Origin of the sequence: Fluctibacter corallii (assembly GCF_025751585.1) — a bacterium.
Lineage (GTDB): Bacteria > Pseudomonadota > Gammaproteobacteria > Enterobacterales > Alteromonadaceae > Fluctibacter_A > Fluctibacter_A corallii.
In genome coordinates, this window is the sequence record NZ_JAOWKX010000001.1 from 37,896 (window position 1) to 54,723 (window position 16,828).

17 protein-coding genes are annotated in these 16,828 nt (G+C 42.5%); 8 read left to right on the top strand and 9 right to left on the bottom strand.

Annotated features, from left to right (window positions below):
- The first annotated feature begins 126 nt into the window (after positions 1-126).
- Genes OE749_RS00160 through OE749_RS00170 form a run of 3 tightly spaced genes read left to right on the top strand, consistent with a single transcriptional unit; the run spans position 127 to position 2,305 of the window.
- Positions 127-672: an Hpt domain-containing protein gene (locus OE749_RS00160; protein ID WP_263710314.1), complete on the top strand. Its 546-nt coding sequence runs from the start codon at positions 127-129 to the stop codon at positions 670-672.
- 12 nt (positions 673-684) lie between these two features.
- Positions 685-1,395, top strand: a complete 711-nt coding sequence (locus OE749_RS00165) for a TIGR01621 family pseudouridine synthase (RefSeq protein WP_263710315.1) — start codon at positions 685-687, stop codon at positions 1,393-1,395.
- A complete protein-coding gene (locus OE749_RS00170; RefSeq protein WP_263710961.1) occupies positions 1,343-2,305 on the top strand; it encodes a ketopantoate reductase family protein in 963 nt (320 codons plus the stop codon). The genes OE749_RS00165 and OE749_RS00170 overlap by 53 nt, the downstream gene beginning before the upstream one ends.
- 23 nt (positions 2,306-2,328) lie before the next feature.
- On the opposite strand, the gene glnB is transcribed toward OE749_RS00170, so the two are convergent.
- Together glnB and nadE are read right to left on the bottom strand one after the other, a co-directional pair.
- Positions 2,329-2,667, bottom strand: coding sequence for a nitrogen regulatory protein P-II (gene glnB, locus OE749_RS00175; protein ID WP_263710316.1), 339 nt, complete (start codon positions 2,665-2,667; stop codon positions 2,329-2,331).
- 43 nt (positions 2,668-2,710) lie between these two features.
- Entirely contained in the window at positions 2,711-3,547 is an 837-nt protein-coding gene (gene nadE / locus OE749_RS00180) for an ammonia-dependent NAD(+) synthetase (RefSeq protein ID WP_263710317.1), read from the bottom strand.
- A 236-nt stretch (positions 3,548-3,783) separates the two neighbouring features.
- Between nadE and OE749_RS00185 the strand changes: the two genes are divergently transcribed.
- Entirely contained in the window at positions 3,784-4,353 is a 570-nt protein-coding gene (locus tag OE749_RS00185; protein WP_263710318.1) for a GspH/FimT family pseudopilin, read from the top strand.
- A 1-nt stretch (position 4,354) separates the two neighbouring features.
- Here OE749_RS00185 and OE749_RS00190 read toward each other — a convergent pair whose 3' ends face one another.
- Positions 4,355-4,615, bottom strand: coding sequence for a DUF3081 domain-containing protein (locus tag OE749_RS00190; protein ID WP_263710319.1), 261 nt, complete (start codon positions 4,613-4,615; stop codon positions 4,355-4,357).
- A gap of 37 nt (positions 4,616-4,652) precedes the next feature.
- Complete coding sequence (locus OE749_RS00195) at positions 4,653-5,261, bottom strand: outer membrane beta-barrel protein (RefSeq protein ID WP_263710320.1); 609 nt, start codon at positions 5,259-5,261, stop codon at positions 4,653-4,655.
- A gap of 481 nt (positions 5,262-5,742) precedes the next feature.
- On the opposite strand from OE749_RS00195, the gene OE749_RS00200 reads away from it, so the two are divergent.
- The 4 genes from OE749_RS00200 (at position 5,743) to OE749_RS00215 (ending at position 10,037) form a co-directional block, all read left to right on the top strand.
- On the top strand, positions 5,743-7,986 hold the full coding sequence (locus tag OE749_RS00200) for an acyl-CoA dehydrogenase (RefSeq protein ID WP_263710321.1): 2,244 nt from the start codon (positions 5,743-5,745) through the stop codon (positions 7,984-7,986).
- 194 nt (positions 7,987-8,180) lie between these two features.
- Positions 8,181-8,591, top strand: coding sequence for a type 2 periplasmic-binding domain-containing protein (locus tag OE749_RS00205; RefSeq protein WP_263710322.1), 411 nt, complete (start codon positions 8,181-8,183; stop codon positions 8,589-8,591).
- A 138-nt stretch (positions 8,592-8,729) separates the two neighbouring features.
- Positions 8,730-9,521: a hypothetical protein gene (locus tag OE749_RS00210; protein ID WP_263710323.1), complete on the top strand. Its 792-nt coding sequence runs from the start codon at positions 8,730-8,732 to the stop codon at positions 9,519-9,521.
- Between the two features lie 3 nt (positions 9,522-9,524).
- The gene (locus OE749_RS00215; RefSeq protein ID WP_263710324.1) at positions 9,525-10,037 is read left to right on the top strand and encodes a hypothetical protein; all 513 of its coding nucleotides are present in this window, start codon (positions 9,525-9,527) and stop codon (positions 10,035-10,037) included.
- On the opposite strand, the gene OE749_RS00220 is transcribed toward OE749_RS00215, so the two are convergent.
- From OE749_RS00220 to OE749_RS00240, 5 genes are read right to left on the bottom strand one after another with little or no spacing between them, the layout of a single operon-like run.
- Positions 10,038-10,508 carry a type IV pilin protein gene (locus tag OE749_RS00220; RefSeq protein WP_263710325.1) on the bottom strand — a complete coding sequence of 157 codons (471 nt, stop codon included), beginning with the start codon at positions 10,506-10,508 and terminating at the stop codon, positions 10,038-10,040.
- A gap of 2 nt (positions 10,509-10,510) precedes the next feature.
- Positions 10,511-14,587 carry a PilC/PilY family type IV pilus protein gene (locus OE749_RS00225; RefSeq protein ID WP_263710326.1) on the bottom strand — a complete coding sequence of 1,359 codons (4,077 nt, stop codon included), beginning with the start codon at positions 14,585-14,587 and terminating at the stop codon, positions 10,511-10,513.
- A gap of 13 nt (positions 14,588-14,600) precedes the next feature.
- Positions 14,601-15,164 carry a pilus assembly PilX family protein gene (locus tag OE749_RS00230; protein WP_263710327.1) on the bottom strand — a complete coding sequence of 188 codons (564 nt, stop codon included), beginning with the start codon at positions 15,162-15,164 and terminating at the stop codon, positions 14,601-14,603.
- Positions 15,161-16,027, bottom strand: coding sequence for a PilW family protein (locus tag OE749_RS00235; protein ID WP_263710328.1), 867 nt, complete (start codon positions 16,025-16,027; stop codon positions 15,161-15,163). Before OE749_RS00235 ends, OE749_RS00230 begins: the two co-directional genes overlap by 4 nt.
- Entirely contained in the window at positions 16,027-16,608 is a 582-nt protein-coding gene (locus OE749_RS00240; protein ID WP_263710962.1) for a pilus assembly protein PilV, read from the bottom strand. Before OE749_RS00240 ends, OE749_RS00235 begins: the two co-directional genes overlap by 1 nt.
- Between the last annotated feature and the right edge of the window lie 220 nt (positions 16,609-16,828).

Genomic DNA, 16,828 nt, shown 5'->3' on the forward strand with positions numbered 1-16,828 from the left:
CCTTTTTTCTGTTATAAAACTAGTCTACCTTGTTGATTAGAATAAAGTAACTGTACTAAAGGCTGAATAACAGCTCACATTCTGGGCTTACATGGGCAAAACAGATGCAGTATAGATGGGAAAACTATGCAAGATTATCAATCAATTCCATTAATAGATTTAAAATTTGGCATTTCTCAACTCGGGGGAAATGAAGCATTGTATCAATCGCTTTTATCTCGTTTTGTCACAGAATATGAATCGGTACCAGATAAAATCAAAGCAACCCTTGATAAAAATGACCGTGAATCCTGTCGTGTCCAGGTTCATACACTAAAAGGGGTTGCGGGAAATATGGGACTTTCCCGATTGCACAAAGCCTGCACCGAAGCACAATCAGCAATTAAAAATGACGACGACATGGCTGAGCCTGTCGAGTGTGTATTAAACTGTTTCAATTTGTCTGTTAAAGCCATTTCTGAATATCAATCTACACATTCTGAATCGTCAGAATCGCAAGTGCACCTAACTACGTTAAAGCAGAAACTTCAAAATAATGAGTTCGTCGCCACTGAATATGTTAAAGTTGCGCTCTCTGAATGTCAGTTATCTGACTCAAAAAAGCAAGAGCTGATTCAGGTCATAAGTGACCTCGAATATGACAAAGCCCTGAATTTATTGAACGACTTATAAAGAACCCAATCATTGACAACGCTTAGCCATGACGACCTCGTATACAAGCACGAGGATTTTATCGTCATTAATAAACCCAACAACATTTCCGTGAATCAAGAGCAAGGTTCAGACAGCGCCTCTCTTTTAATGTTAGCGCAGACTGTATTTGGTATTGAAAAGCTCTATCTTGTTCATCGATTAGATAAAGTCACGTCAGGGTTGCTGATTTTCGCGCGCTCTTCATCTGCTGCTGCAACATTCTCTGAACTATTTGCGTCACGTAGCATCGAAAAATATTATGTTGCCCTAAGCCACAGCAAGCCGAAAAAAAAGCAAGGGTTAATTGTGGGTGACATGGAGCGGTCTCGGGATGGCCAATGGAAACTCATGCCATCAAAAAGTAACCCCGCAATTACCCAGTTTTTTAGTACGAGCTTTTCACCAGGGATTCGCTTTTTTATATTAAAGCCAAGAACAGGCAAGACCCATCAATTACGTGTAGCCCTCAAAAGTATCAGTAGCCCTATTACGGGAGACTCACTGTATAAAGGAACCACCAGCGATAGAACCTACTTACACGCTTTCGCGATAAGGTTCAATTACCGTGGAGAAAATATCGAACTAAGTTGCCCACCGAAAATGGGTGAATATTTTGTCAATTCAAGATGTTCAGAACTGTTAATTGAGCATGCTTCTCCTTGGTTACTGGCATGGCCCACACTTCCAAATACTCAAAAGTAGTCGCTTTGCAACGATGAAGCATGTAGCAATTATTGGCAACGGTGCTATTGGTAATGTGTTGGCTTATCAGCTCCAACAAGCGGGGTACTCCTTTGACGTTGTCCTAAGAAAACACACGTCATTGACGTTAACGGTAGCCAACAATCACCAGCAGCAATCGCTAAAAATACATAGTATCGCGCCCTCAAAACTTAGGGTGGCTGATGTGGTTATCTTTCCACTCAAAGCCTATCAATTGATAGATGCCGTTAACATGTATTTGCCGTTTATATCGACCAACACCCCAATCATTTTGCTCAACAATGGCTTGGGGCCGCAACAACAGCTTGCTAACCATATCACCAACCCACTTATTGCAGCGACAACAAGTTATGGAGCTTATAAAGCATCGCCAACACACTGTATGCTTACAGGGCAAGGTGAAACACACGCAGGCCTTATTAACACACCAGGTTGTGCTACTGACGCCGTTATTTCTTTGATAAATGACACACTCCCCCCTTGTACTTGGCATCATGACATTACGCCGTTTTTATGGAGAAAAGTAGCGATAAATGCAGTGATCAACCCACTAACGGCTGTTAACAACATCAAAAATGGTGCATTAATGGCACCTGTGTATCAATCAACAATTACTGATATATGTGAAGAAGTCGGCTTGGTTATGCGTGAAAATCAACTACCAATCACTACGCATGAGTTGATTACAAATGTATATAAGGTGATTCAAAATACTGCCGACAATTACTCATCAATGAATAGAGATATTGCTGAAAAGCGTAAAACTGAGATCGAGTTCATCAACGGATTCATTGTTAAAGAAGGGAAGAAACGTGGAATTGACACACCTATCAATAAGGCACTCTGGCATCAGGTGTTGGCGCTTGAACACGCAAACCAACACCAATAAGGTCTAGCTATCTACATGCAGAATTACACAGCTTCTTCGTTTTCTTCGCCAGTACGGATGCGAATCACACGGTCTACATCGTAAACGAATATTTTACCGTCACCGATTTTCCCCGTCTGCGCAGTATTCATGATTGCTTCAATTGCGCGATCTTCCACGTCATCAGCCACGACAATCTCTAATTTCACTTTGGGCAGAAAATCGACCTGATACTCAGCACCTCGATATAATTCGGTATGACCTTTCTGACGTCCGAAGCCTTTCACTTCAGTTACGGTCATACCTGCAATCCCAACCTCTGCAAGCGCCTCTCGAACATCATCCATTTTGAAGGGTTTAATGATTGCTTCAATTTTTTTCATTACAGTATCTCCAACACAGTAATAGTCACTTTATTGCTAAATCTTATTCTTGATCGTAAATAGTAGGAATCGGCACACGTTTATGCTGTGTTTTGAGATAGATAGACAAAAGTTTATCTTCTATGTCTTGCTCAACAGGCTTATTTTCCAAAAAGTCATCTATTTGATCGTAGGTAATACCAAGTGCTTCTTCATCCGCTTTTTGCGGAGATAAAGACTCTAAATCCGCCGTAGGCGCTTTGGTCACAATGCTATTTGGTGCGCCAAGATAAGTTGCTATCTGACGGACTTGTCTTTTATTCAATCCGAATAACGGTGCCAAATCACACGCTCCATCACCATACTTGGTATAAAATCCCGTAATATTCTCTGCCGAGTGGTCGGTTCCCAACACCAACCCATCCATTAAGCCAGCAATATCATACTGAATAACCATACGCGTTCTGGCTTTTACATTCCCTTTTACAAAATCTTGTTTGTTTGCATCATCGACTAGTAATCCAGCAGAAGCCATTTCATTTATGGTTTCAGCATGAATTGCATCTGCGCCAGGCTTTACATTCACCGATACTGCATGAGAAGGTTGAATGAAGTCGATTGATAACTGGGCATCTGACTCATCTGCCTGCACATCGTATGGCAGCCTGACTGCTACGAATTGATAGACGTCATTAGATTCTTCAGATAACTGCTCGACTGCTAACTGCGCTAATCTGCCTAGCGTGCATGAATCAATCCCTCCACTGATTCCCAATACGAGTGTTTTCAGACCTGATACTTTTAGTTGGTGCTTGATAAAACCTACACGTCGCTCCACCTCAGCTTTTGGGTCAATAGAGGGTAAAACCTTCATTTCTTCAATCACGGTTTGCTTTAGCATATGTCTACTCAATTATTGATTTTCACTCTATGATAATTAATTTAGAGTAAAAATACTTCACTTTTAGTGCTTTAATATCACTTAGTCACTAAGTATTAAAATCACAACCAGTACTTGTTTTCGCATACTTTCCATTGCATTGTAATTAGTTATAGTGAGTAGTGTTTAGTCACCTATGATGGATGTTTGAACCTGCAAAGCATTTCCTCAATAATTAATGAATGATGTGAAAAAGTGTGAAGAAGATTAACCCCTCTCCTGTTTCTCTCGCTCTAGGATTTACCCTTCTAGAGTTAATGATTGGCGTTGCAATACTCGCCATTGTCATGCTTTTTGCCATTCCCAGTGCTCAGCGCATCATTATTCAAAACCGCATTGTCGCCGACTTGAACGAAACCAGTGCCGTTATTCAATATGCCAGAGCCTACGCAATAGATAATCAAATAGACACTGTGGTTTGCCCGTCTGCAGATTTTTCTGAGTGTGGAAATGACTGGAACAATCCGATTATTGTTTTCAATGACGACGATGGTAACAATACAAGAGGGGTAAACGAGGAGTTATTGGCTTCCACCAGTAACCGTTCAATCACAAATATATTATCAGGCCCCGCTGCTAACATTGTTTTTCAGGGAAATGGTGCGGTAAGTAGCCCCGCAACACTGCAAATATGTCATCAAAACAGAGAAGACGAGTATGCAAGGGCACTTACTATTAGTTTGCAAGGAAGGGTCAGAGTCAGCAGAGATGACGACAACGATGGCGTGCACGAAGATGGAGCCGGCACATCTCTTGATTGTGGCTAGTTCAGCTGTAGCCTTTTTCAATAGAAATGAGCTTCATCTGAAACTTTTCCAAATGCTCACTTTTTTCATAATCAAAATGGTATTGGTTATGAAACCCAAACCTCAATTTAACCTGCGCATCTTCGAGAAAAATGGTATATCCATCTAAGTCGGTAAATGCCTTCACTCCCTCAAGAATATGCTCTTCGCCTTGTTTTTCTCCGTGTTTACATATTTTGTCAAAAACAGATAGAACAAATTTATTATCTAATTCGTTTTTCATCACTACTCCATACTTAATTAAACGAAAGCGTACTACTCTAAAAGTTATAACGTAATCCAATGAACGCAGAATTGGCAGAAAACCCATTTTCCCCAGATACGTGTTCGGCCTCAGTTCTGATCATTATTTGAGGAGTAATAAAAAAGTCAAAGCCTAGGCCAACAATACCTCCCATTACGGTATCATCGTATTCACATTGCAGAAATGAGACATCGTTAATATCAATCAAAGGGTTAGCGTTAAGTGGCTGACACGAGGATGTGGCAAAAGACTGTCCCTGGACATCTGCAACCAAAGCACCAATTCGATAAAATAGCTCTCCAGATTCACCTCTCGCTTTTCCCAAAAGCGCAATCCCTGCAGATGTATATTCAGCACTTTCACGCAATTGCGTATAAGAATACGTTATCGGAGAACTCAATGTATTAAATTCCTCAGGAGAGGCATGCTGGAATGATGCTTCAACATACCATTGCCAGTGAAATTGATAGCCGACCCCAAATTTGAGTGCGCCTCCTTCTGCCGCCCCCTCTCGTAAACTAATCTCTGAGTAGCCCGCGTTTATTGTCGTGTAAAACCCGTCTGAATAAGCAGAAAAGCTAATAAGTAAATGAATTATGGCTATTTTTAGCGTGCGCAATGTCATGGCTCTGTGGCTCAAGTTTGATTTAACTATAGCGTTGAGCAGATAGTTAATCTAGACATCTGCGTAAAAACTGTACTTTAGCCGAGATAGAAAACAGCAACCTCTTAGATGTACGTAGGTACCTCTTTGTCTGTTCCAGATATATCGTGCCAAGTTTTAATTCACCCACCACCACTCTGTATATTTTTTAATCACACATAACAATTTCACATACAGAACCAACACCATAAAAAGTGTACATTAGGTTAATTTTAAAACAGAGCGAAAACAAAATATGAGCAAGTTAGGCTCAGTTGAGTACATATCGTACAACATGAGGCCAATTCTTAAATTAAGTTAACCCTTTGTTTTTAAAAAATTTAAATGAGCTAGGACGCCATATCGCGTGAATAGAAATGCAGAATTGACGTAAAATTTTGATCTATTCCAAAAATTATGTAGTATATAACCATACAACTGGTCAGATGAGCGGATGAGTAATATGAGTATCAGAACTAGCCTTAAGAAAGTACTTCCACCTATTTCGGTGACAGAGCAAGAAGCGCTCGACGCCGGAGATGTGTGGATTGAATCTTCAATCTATCAGGGTAAACCTGATATGCAGGCGCTTAGAGATATTCCACTAGCGACATTATCAGCAGACGAGCAAGCCTTTCTTGACGGCCCTGTGAAAGAATTAATGGGCATGATCGACGATTTCGATCTGCAAAACGGTAAGCATATCCCAGACGAAATACTTGAATTCTTGAAAGTGAACAAGTTTTTCTCACTAATTATTCCGAAAAAATTCGGTGGTTTAGAGTTCACGCCTTACGCTAACTCAACTATCGTTGCCACCATTGCCACAAAAAGCGGCGCTATTGCAGTCACCGTGATGGTTCCAAACTCTCTAGGTCCAGGCGAGCTGCTAATGCACTATGGCACGGAAGAACAACAAAATTATTGGTTACCTAAATTGTCAGTCGGCCAAGACATTCCTTGTTTCGCACTTACCAGCCCAGAAGCTGGTTCAGATGCGGGCGCAATCCCTGACGCAGGTATTGTGACAAAAGGTATGTTCGATGGTGAAGAAGTACTTGGAATTCGTGTAAGCTGGGACAAGCGTTACATTACACTTGCGCCTATCGCAACAGTACTTGGCCTTGCATTCAAAGTTTTCGATCCGGAAGGTTTGCTAGGTGGCGAAAAAGAACTAGGTATAACCTGTGCGTTGATTCCTAAGTCTCACCCTGGCGTTGAACTTGGTAACCGTCATGACCCAATGGGCGTGCGTTTCTATAACGGTACAACGCGTGGTACTGATGTATTTATTCCTATGGATTTCATTATCGGTGGGCAGAAGAACATCGGTCGTGGGTGGCAGATGCTAGTGAGCTGCTTAGGAGCCGGTCGTGGTATTTCACTTCCAGCAATGGGCGTTGCATCAGCACAGAGCGCATTTAAATCTACAGCGGAATACTCATTTGTACGCGAACAGTTTGGTGTTCCAATTGGCCGTTTTGAAGGTATTCAAGACAAGCTTGCAGACATTGCTGGCAAAACGTTTGTTCTAGAAGCAATGCGTGTACTTACCACAGAAGGATTAGGTTTAGGCCTTAAACCGTCTGTCATCACAGCAATGGCAAAATATCATATGACAGAGCTGGGTCGCGACGTACTCAACTCTGCAATGGATGTACAAGCGGGTAAAGCCATTCAGCGTGGTCCACAAAATACACTTGCCAATGGATATTCAGCCCTTCCTATCGCCATTACGGTAGAAGGCGCAAATATTCTAACTCGTAGCTTAATGATCTTCGGTCAAGGTGCGATGCGCTGTCATCCACACCTTAAAGAAATGGTCGACCTGATCCATAGCAATGACTCAGGTGCAGATGGCGAGTTCAACAAGGTACTTGGCAAAACGGTTAAGTTCAGTGTCGCTAACGCGTTCCGCTCGATGTCTAAGAGCTATTTACCATTCATGAGAAGTGCAGGCGCAGCGATTCCAGAAGTGAAAAAGTACGAAAAACGTATGAATACACTTTCTGCGAAACTTGCACCTTTAGCTGACCTATCGCTATTAGTGCTAGGCGGAAACTTAAAGAAAGCAGAGCTTCTATCTGCTCGCTTGGGTGACATTATGAGTTACCTATATGCGTCAATGGCCGTGGTACGTTTTTACGAGCAACGCGTAGAGAATCGTTCAGAAGCGCGTCCTTATTTTGAGTACGCAATCGAGTGGTGTTTACAGCAAGGTGAAAAAGCGTTGGTAGATTTCATCAACAACTTCCCTAATGGTGCAACTCGTGGCTTGATGAGATTACTGACTAATACGTATACCTCATCAGTACCTGGCATTTCTGATGACTTGGTACGTGAATTATCAGAAGCGACCATGCAACAAACCAGCATCAAACGACAGCTAACGCATTTGGTGCATGTGGTTGAAGGCGATGGAAACTTCATTAATGAACGCGCATTTGATGCTAAACACGCATGTATGCCAGTACTTAAAAAGGTTCAGAAGCTAATGCGCTCTAATCCTGTAGTACCTGCATTATCGTTTGAAAACGTAGTGACTACGCTTCACGGTCAGAATCTACTGACTGACGAAGAAAAGGCACTTGTGCTCGATTACAACGATAAACGCAAACTGGCTGTTCGAGTAGACGAGTTCACATTTGATCTCGAATTAGTAGATGCTCAAGGTGCGCCTATCAAGCAAGAAAGCGCAGCGGCGTAAGTATTACGAATTTTAATTACTAATAAGCGGAGCATCTATGCTCCGCTTTTTTTATCCCATCAATACGTGGTCATGGCTAATTTTTGCTTTGTTCACTACCTGTCAATTTACCGTTCAGTTGCATTTAATGTTTCCTCTATACCATAGCGCGTAGTCTAAACATGCTTATAACTTAATCAATTGAGGTAAATGTTATGAAATATGCACTAACCCTGTTCTCACTGTTGATGGTGAGTTTTACAAGTTCTGCCAATGTAAGCATTATCACGCATGCTGAAAATACACTCACGCTGTCAAATGACGTGATTGAACGGATATTTCTGGGTAAACAGAAGACCTTGCCTTCGGGCCATACTATTGTCCCTATCACAATGGAAGAAGCCCTGGAGGATCAGCAGACATTTAACAGCACTGTGCTTAATAAGTCATCCAGCCAGCTAAAAGCATATTGGTCGAAGCTCATTTTTACGGGAAAAGGTACGCCACCCAAAGCAGTATCGACGAAAGATGAAATGCTCGAACTTATCTCTACAAACCCTAATATGATTGGATATGTAGTAGGAGCCGTAGAAAACCATAATGTTAATGTGGTGGCTACTTACTAATAATCGTAGGCAGGGATGCTTTTTATACCAAATGTGGTGCTTCAATACTTGGCAAATACTTTCAAAAAGCGATAACATCAATGATCCAAGATTTATTACGCTAATATTCATTGCTAGCAACAAAACGACAGAAGCCTTATGCCAAATAATTTCGATGGTGACTTTCCGCCAATAAAGCTAGATCAGGAAGACAGAGACGCATATCAAAAAGCGCGAACTCAATCAAAAATAAAAAGTACTTCAACTGACGATACCCCCTCTGCTCCAGCACCAAAAAGCAATGGTTTTTTGGTGTCCATCGCATTGCTAGTGGCACTGGGGTCTTCTGGTGCATGTTATTGGTTGTACACCCAAAATGCCGCATTGAATAAGCAAGTAATCGGTTCAGAACAGCGCATTGAGGATCTAGAACAGCGCCTTTCAGCTACTGGGGAGGAAATGGATCAATCAGCTGTGGCTATGCAAGTAAAAGTGTCTGAACTATCAGAAAAATCGGAAGAATTATGGCGTCAGATGGACAAGTTATGGGCATCAGCATGGCGACGTAACCAAAGTGATATCAAAGAGTTAGCAACAAATGTGCAAGCGCTTGAGAATAATCTAAATGGACGCACTAACGATTTAGCGAGCGACATAGCAACCAATAACACTAACTTTACGGTGTTACAGGAACAGTTAAATAAACAACGCCAAACCTTTGAGGACATTGATCGTCAAATCGCTTCATTAGCTAAGCAAGATAGCGGTGTGGAACGTCAGTTTGGCGATATAAAGGCCAAACTTATTGCTGTGGATCAGGTAACGAGTGCAATCAGTCGTCGTTTAGGAGAACTTGAAAAGTGGCAGAATCAGCAAAAGTCAAAAAGCCCAGTAAGTGCTAATGTGCCTGTAGCCACTACATCTTTACCTTCGACAAAGCCGAATAATTAACACATGCAAAGCATTGTCAGAACCTTGTCGGCTATTGATATCTTATCAGAGGAAATGGCCGACGAGATTTCTAGCGAAAATACTTGTACCTCAGATCCCACAAATATCAGTCATACTTATATCAAAACACTTTCGCAAGTCACTGATAAATTAACATTACTGCAATCTCTGACTGCCGAAATGAAAGACAAAGAGTTACATTCTGTAACCCATTCCAGCGTAGTCGGGCAATATCTGACATCACACAAGCTCCTGCAAATTCATATAAAACTTCTTTCTTGCATTAAAAGCTTTTATTCCGCTTGGAAAAAAGCGGAGCAGTTATCATATGAAGAATATGACGTGGCGTCAGATGAAAAGCTCACGTTATTTCAAACCACTGCGCATAAAGCACGTAACACGTATAAAGCCGTTGCTGAGCCACTTGGTGAAGTCGAATGTGATCGTTTTGTTAGAGTGTATGGGTTGTGTGAAGCGTTGTGGGGCTATACCGCCATTCGTGATAAATCGCAGTAACTAACAACTCCAACAGTATTCACTGTTAGACAGTCCGCCGCTATTGTCTTGGTCCCACGCTTTCCTACCATCGCTGAAGTAGAACAAGTCACCTTCATCTCCCTGCACAGTGCCACTAACTGGCTCGGCGACGAGGACATAAGACTGCCCGTTAACGGCAACGCTTTGGATTTTTAAATCATAGCGTTTGTTTGCTATTGGTTCTGACGCGGGGGAGTAAGATTGAAATATAGCAGGCGCCCCTGTAGACCCTCCGCCTGTAGCGGCACCAGCATACGAATTGGTTGTCGCCATGTGCCTCTCCATTGCTGCCGCTAATGCCATTAAATCAGCTTGAGCAGTACTTCTATAACCTTGTTTCAGAACGCCTTGATAAGCTGGGTAGGCAATACTCGTCAGAATTCCTACTATGGCGATTGTTATCATAAGTTCAATAAGGGAAAACCCGTTACTTCGAGCAACAGATAACATGGTTATTGCCTCTCAACTTCGGTTGTCCAACTTTCCTTTCTCACACGCTCAAAAACACCGTAAATATTCTGCGCTAAACACTCAAAGTTTGTTCCGCAGTTTTCAGGGTTGCCATCTTCATCAACTTCAATTACGGCAGAGGTACATTCCGTTCCAAGACAGACAACTGGTTTGATAATATCTTCGATGAGTATTTTAGTTTCTGGGGCTATCCCTGTTTGTTGTAAATCTGCAAAGCGATCTTGGTGCTCAGTTTGGTTATCACCGTCTAAATCAGTCACAGCATTTCCGTTGATTAACTCAACAAGATATGCCCTACTTTTTCCCGCTGGAGGCGCACAAGCGCTCTGGCTCGCAGTTGATGGCACATAAGTCGTAAAGAATAGTTTGTAATTAATGATAAGCGGTGATGCTAGCACTTTTTCTCCACCACTGCCCAAACGAATGTGCCACCCCGATTTTGTGGCAAATGCCTCGGCTTCAAGCTCTCGTGTCGAGCTATCGCTATCAGTTAAAAGGTGATTGGTAGCATCATAGACATCTGCGAATCCTAGCGATGAAGTGGGCAATGAATATTCGCCATTTGTATTGATATTAAATACACCATTATCTTTAATCATGAAAAAATGATCTTGAATGACAGCATTAAGGGGATGTGCCCTATAACCTGAGCCAAGCGCTACAGCATAATAGTGTTCATTAGCCAAGCTTATCTCTGACACATCTGGTCCATAAAAGAACCTACGGTTATTCTCTTCACCTGCACCGGAAAAATCAGCAAGCAAGCCTCCTTTGACTAAGGTACTTGTTCCGTTTCCATTATAAATATCCAGTCTAAACAGTTGTGCGCCCATATCTGCGACATACATATGATCGGCATACCCATCTCCTTCACGGTCAATCACCGAGATTCTTGCGGGAACACTATAATTCATATCAGTTAAAACAAGATCAGCATTCGCACTACTTGCTGACCATAGCAATTGACCGCTATCAGCATCCACCATAAACACGGCGTTACCCTCTGAGTCCTGCGTGCGGGTTAAATAGTTATCTTGGTCTTCATCGTATCCGCCACCAAAGATCAGAACAGTTTTACTGCTTCCGCCGATATTAACCTTTGTTAAAGTAGGACGAGACCAGCTTTGACCTAGCTTTTCAAATCCGGGAGAACCGCCTTCGATTTTAAACAGCAAGCTTGGATTTGTTTTACTGGTGATGTCAAAAGCATAGTAGTTGCGCCCCCCTCTACGCATGCCAACGTAAAGGATTTTTTGCGTACCTGTATCGCGGTAAACTAGGTCGCCATCTAGACCGTATATATGTGAAAATGTTGAGCCATCTTGATAGAAGTCGTAAAGATTTCTTAGGAGCTCTTTCGGGATAATAGCAAAATTCTCTTCTCCCGTTTCTGCATCAAACGAATGCAAAAAGCCTTGGTTAGTCGCCACGAGTATGGCGCTATCATTGGCTGAGTAATTGATAATCACAGGTTGAGAATGAATAGGATCTCCCATTTGCGTTCTCGCATCGTCAGTATATCCATCACCATCATCATCTTTTACATCAATGCCTCTTGCCCACTTCAATAGTTGGGTACGAACCGTTTCTTTATCAGCCACACTGTCTATCGCCAAATCTATGGTGGAAATTGCGCTGTTTGACTCATGCAAATTATTTGCAGATGTAACAATGCTTCCGGGATCGCTGAACATATAAATTCGTCGACTTACGTCTAGAAGACTAGCTGCGCCGCCCTCTCTCACATCGTTGCCGTCAGCTAGAACAGACCAGTAACTATGGGAGTTTTCAGAGAAGAAACCCGATCCACTATCAACCGCTGGGTTTCCATTTTTATCCAGAATAACATCGCCGTTTATTTTGTATTTCTTTAAATTACCTGGCCAGATAGTGCCTTCTGCGGGCTTAAATAACGCGAAATATAGCTCATTTTTGTGGGTTAATCGGTTTAATTGGTTGACTGCAACACCCGGTGAAACGAAAGTTGCATTTACATCTTTCACCGTTTTTAGAATTTGTTGAAATGCCGTGACCAAGTCAGTACTGTTGTCGGCTTGATAGAAACCACCGCCACCTTGAAGCGCTAATTGATTTAAGAAGTTGTTCGCCGTTGAGTTTGCAGCGAACCCAATGGTATGAGTAACGACACGTGCATCAATCACTGTATCGCCCGTATCACTCACATTCTTAACGAGATCTAAACCACATTTTTCTCCACCACTCCCTGAACAAGACGTGTTAAGCAGCGCCTCAATCTTAGATACACTGTGATTGTTATTCGCTTCACCGTCAGATAACAACACAATATGGTTATTTGTTTGGCACTGGAGGTCTGTAACAGGCGAGATATATTTGGCTCCGCTAGGTATATATTCGCCAATACAGTAACTGCCACTTAAATTGTCTTCTGAACATCCGGGAGGAAGTACCGAATCGGCGCCAACATACGACAGTCGATTACTCACACGGGTGTTTCGTCTAACAGTAGAGCTCACTGAAGAATCGCCACGCTTAGTACCATAGTCGACATTTCTACCACCATAGTAATTCACCGCTTCGTACAGTGTATCAACAATAGGGGTGTAACCACTTGCTGCTAATTCGTCAACTTTACTAATCAAATGTTCTCGTACAGTAGATGTAGTTCCAGGACTCGCATCACCCTGATATTTTATCGTTAGTTGCGCTGCCCCTGAGGGTTTACCTTTGTACGTATAGCCGCCTCGAAAACCAGAGAAGTCAGACAAAACAAATGCCATATCATTCCCTGATGTCCAGCCGGACCGGTTAACCAGCGATTGGACAATAGAGGATACATCAGGGCTTTGATATGTATTGTTTTTATACCAGCTAGGAATGCCCGACCAATTGACTCCCGCTGTTTTTGGCTTGTTTCGAAGTAAATATCGAGAATACGGATGGAAGTCATTGGGATCATCTTCATTAACACCACGAATAACCATTGAAGCACTGCCACCTGTATAATGTTGGTAGGCTGTTAAACTTAAGTGAGCACTAACAATTGTTACACCTTTAGGCACCGCGATATTTTTGAAACGGATGCCAATGTATCGGTTATTATTGTCATTCAACGTCAGCTCGCTACCCGTTGAATCGTAGCCATCCCAACGCTCTTCAGCATTGTCTTTTTGTGTATTTACCTGATATGAAAGTTCACCAGTCACACAACCTGTCGCAGTAGACTCATCATACGACACCACTAACTGCGGTGCCCAGCCAGAACCTTCATCATGAGAAAATGCTTTTCTGTCGCTGGCACTGCTTGTACTCGATCCCTCTAAAATAAGCCCCAACGCATTACCACCACACCAATCATTCTGATCCACAATTTCTTGGATAACACTGATTAAAGAAGGCGTAGAAATCGTTTCTTCGGACAGCGGAAAATCATTATTTGACGTCCAATCAACAAACGCTGTCGTCTTAGTTCTATCACTAATATCATTACTCGTTGCCTGAAAAGCCTGCGCATTAGCAGACAACTCCCCACTTATCTTAATGTTGCTCGACGCTGAATTAAGAATATGAGATGTAAACCGAATATACGCGTTGGTAATAACCGCGCCTTTAGGAATATTGACACCTTCAAACCGTAAACCCGTTGTGACATTGTCGGTTCCTGCAGTTAACACCAATCCATCATCGTTCAACGTAACAACACCAGAACGTTCTGACGCATCATTATTAGATGCTCCGACTGGAATTACGAGCTCGGGTTGAACAGCATCGTCTATCGGCCGAATAGGGTATAGCACAGGCCCACCGAGATCAGAGAAACGCATTAAGCCCGCATTAATATTAGTCGCTGACTGCAATGTTTCTTTAAGCGCTTTTTGAACTCTAAGCATGCGAGATTCGGTTCCGCCATCTTTACCCGCCATACTGCCCGATGTATCCATTATAAAAAGTACATTTGGATCGTAGGTAGCCGTTTCATTCCCCGTTCCCAAATATATTTCTAAATCATCAGCAAAGCCTACATTACAAAGCAAAAGCGTAGATAGTAATATTGAGAAAGAATACTGTAGAAATTTCATTACACTTTCCTCACTAATTTGATGCCGGGGCAAATACAGCCACATTGAGTGAATTGGCCACCGCAAACGCCGAGCCGCTGACCTGCCCGCACCCACGAACCATAAAGACGTGGCAATTCACATTGCTTCCACCGATGACGTTACTTGAACCTAAACACGACTTTTCTCTTACAAATGCGGTTTTAGACCAACTGTTAATATCCGGATTAGACTGAAATTTACCCGCACCATTGTGTTGAGCACCTTGATTCAATCCCCCTTCGGTTACGCGTCGTTGAGTCCAATTCACATTATCAAAGCAACTCAAATCTTGGTTTACTAAATCTATTTGGGCCCCTTGCCTTGCCTCTGACAACGGATCTAATAAATTTGGATTGGTTAGTAACACTTTGTCTTCTGCTTCGAATACCACACCTGCAATAGCAGCTTCCGCTGCATCAAATGCCAATGATTTATTCTCCATAGATACGGCCATCTTATTCTGCATTAAACTGCTCGATACTGATGCAACACCAAGAATTGTCATGCTCATCAAAACAAGTAGAGCGAACACCATTACCATTCCATACTGCTTCATAACTTTCTACTTCTCACAAAATTCTTCACGTTTCTGAGCGCAAATGTACCTTCGAATTTCTTGTACAAACGCTTTTCACTCGGCGTAAAGGCGGCTTCATTTAACAACGTAAAGCTAGGAACTGGATCCAACGTTATTTCAACTTCTCCTTTCACCAAAATTGCAATACGAATGGCAACCACCTGCGCCCCATTCGTTAAAACGTTTGGTAACAAGTCAGCAGTAACAAAGCGCGAAGGTCTGCCCGTATCATCAGCATTAATAGCCGCAGAACTCACACCATATTCAACCTGAAAGCTTTCTACGCCGTCTAGAAGTGTGAATGCTTTATCCCCATTGGTTCCAACAGCTGCGCGTAGGCCTCGAAGCACGCGGCCATCAAAACCACGACACTTCAGATTCGTTCCATCAACAAAATAATGATTTACAACAAAAAATTCCTCATTGGCGCCATACCCAAGTTTATAGCCCCTGCAATCTCTGTCTGACTGCATTGCAATTACCAGTTCATCATTGGTGCCATTCGCGCCTTGAACAACGCCTAAATCCATTGCATTCACAAAGTCTCCAGCTTGAATGATCGGACGATTTTGTAAAAACGCTGCTTCGTTGACGATATCAACGCTTCGCTCTAAATTTGGCGATAGGCTGTCATAGCGCCCTGCAATCAAGACATCTTCTCGCAGCCTCCCCATAATAAACCGACCATTTTCTTGCACTGATGCCATGGCGCGATTAAGCCTTTCAGTTAAATTATTACTTACCATAATTTGAACCACAGCAATTGAAATGACTAACCCCAACGTTAGGGTGATCATAATTTCGATTAGCGTAAAGCCACGCTGTGACGAATAACTATTCATTACAGAATCAACTCCAATCGAACACAGTCATGAGCCTCAGTAAGGCCAGTGTTACATTCGCTATCTAACACGGTATTTTGATTTTGCCATTGTTTTATCGGCCACAAGATTTTGATATCGTGCCGAGATCCGGGACTGCATAGATCTGCATCTCCCACAGCGTTATCTGTGCATGAAAGTGACACTAGCGCATTCGGGTTGTTCGCCACCGCTGCGCATGACATTTCATAGGCATCCAACGTCGCCATTTCTACAGGTGTACAATCACCATTTCGACAATTAGGAATCGACGCTGGGCGGTTGACACAGTAACAAGCATGAGGTGAGCCGCCATCAGGACATGACAAGTTTTTGAAATTGTAAATAGTGTCATCGTAGTAGGCATTATCGACAATCATGCCATCGCCGACTTGAGACATATAAGCATTTGCTCTTAACCTCTCACTGAACTGCTGCAAGACCAATACTGACTGAGAGCGATTTAGCGCGTCAGAGTTCGAGAAAGATCCAATAAACTGAAGTGACGCAACCCCCAATAAACCGATTGAAAGAATGAAAAGTGTAATCAGCACTTCCACCATGCCAACGCCGCGAGCGCGTATGACTGTGGGTAAAATAAAAACAGGTTGCAACTGTGCTTCTCTCAAAACGACTCCAGCGGTAAAAATCAATTTCGCCTATGGTGAAAAGTGTAGACTAATGGAACCTAGATGCTCTGCTACACTTCTTGACACCCTAACCTTACACCAAGGACTTTGAATGATGGTTATGCGTGATTGAGAAAAGGTATAAAATTTTTGA

Bases quoted from the DNA above. Each gene is read 5' to 3' on its own strand.
- OE749_RS00160 (WP_263710314.1), top strand. From the start codon at position 127: ATGCAAGATTATCAATCAATTCCATTAATAGATTTAAAATTTGGCATT.
- OE749_RS00170 (WP_263710961.1), top strand. From the start codon at position 1,343: ATGCTTCTCCTTGGTTACTGGCATGGCCCACACTTCCAAATACTCAAA.
- glnB (WP_263710316.1), bottom strand. From the start codon at position 2,667: ATGAAAAAAATTGAAGCAATCATTAAACCCTTCAAAATGGATGATGTT.
- nadE (WP_263710317.1), bottom strand. From the start codon at position 3,547: ATGCTAAAGCAAACCGTGATTGAAGAAATGAAGGTTTTACCCTCTATT.
- OE749_RS00190 (WP_263710319.1), bottom strand. From the start codon at position 4,615: ATGAAAAACGAATTAGATAATAAATTTGTTCTATCTGTTTTTGACAAA.
- OE749_RS00195 (WP_263710320.1), bottom strand. From the start codon at position 5,261: ATGACATTGCGCACGCTAAAAATAGCCATAATTCATTTACTTATTAGC.
- OE749_RS00200 (WP_263710321.1), top strand. From the start codon at position 5,743: ATGAGTATCAGAACTAGCCTTAAGAAAGTACTTCCACCTATTTCGGTG.
- OE749_RS00205 (WP_263710322.1), top strand. From the start codon at position 8,181: ATGAAATATGCACTAACCCTGTTCTCACTGTTGATGGTGAGTTTTACA.
- OE749_RS00210 (WP_263710323.1), top strand. From the start codon at position 8,730: ATGCCAAATAATTTCGATGGTGACTTTCCGCCAATAAAGCTAGATCAG.
- OE749_RS00215 (WP_263710324.1), top strand. From the start codon at position 9,525: ATGCAAAGCATTGTCAGAACCTTGTCGGCTATTGATATCTTATCAGAG.
- OE749_RS00220 (WP_263710325.1), bottom strand. From the start codon at position 10,508: ATGTTATCTGTTGCTCGAAGTAACGGGTTTTCCCTTATTGAACTTATG.
- OE749_RS00225 (WP_263710326.1), bottom strand. From the start codon at position 14,587: ATGAAATTTCTACAGTATTCTTTCTCAATATTACTATCTACGCTTTTG.
- OE749_RS00230 (WP_263710327.1), bottom strand. From the start codon at position 15,164: ATGAAGCAGTATGGAATGGTAATGGTGTTCGCTCTACTTGTTTTGATG.
- OE749_RS00235 (WP_263710328.1), bottom strand. From the start codon at position 16,027: ATGAATAGTTATTCGTCACAGCGTGGCTTTACGCTAATCGAAATTATG.
- OE749_RS00240 (WP_263710962.1), bottom strand. From the start codon at position 16,608: ATGGTGGAAGTGCTGATTACACTTTTCATTCTTTCAATCGGTTTATTG.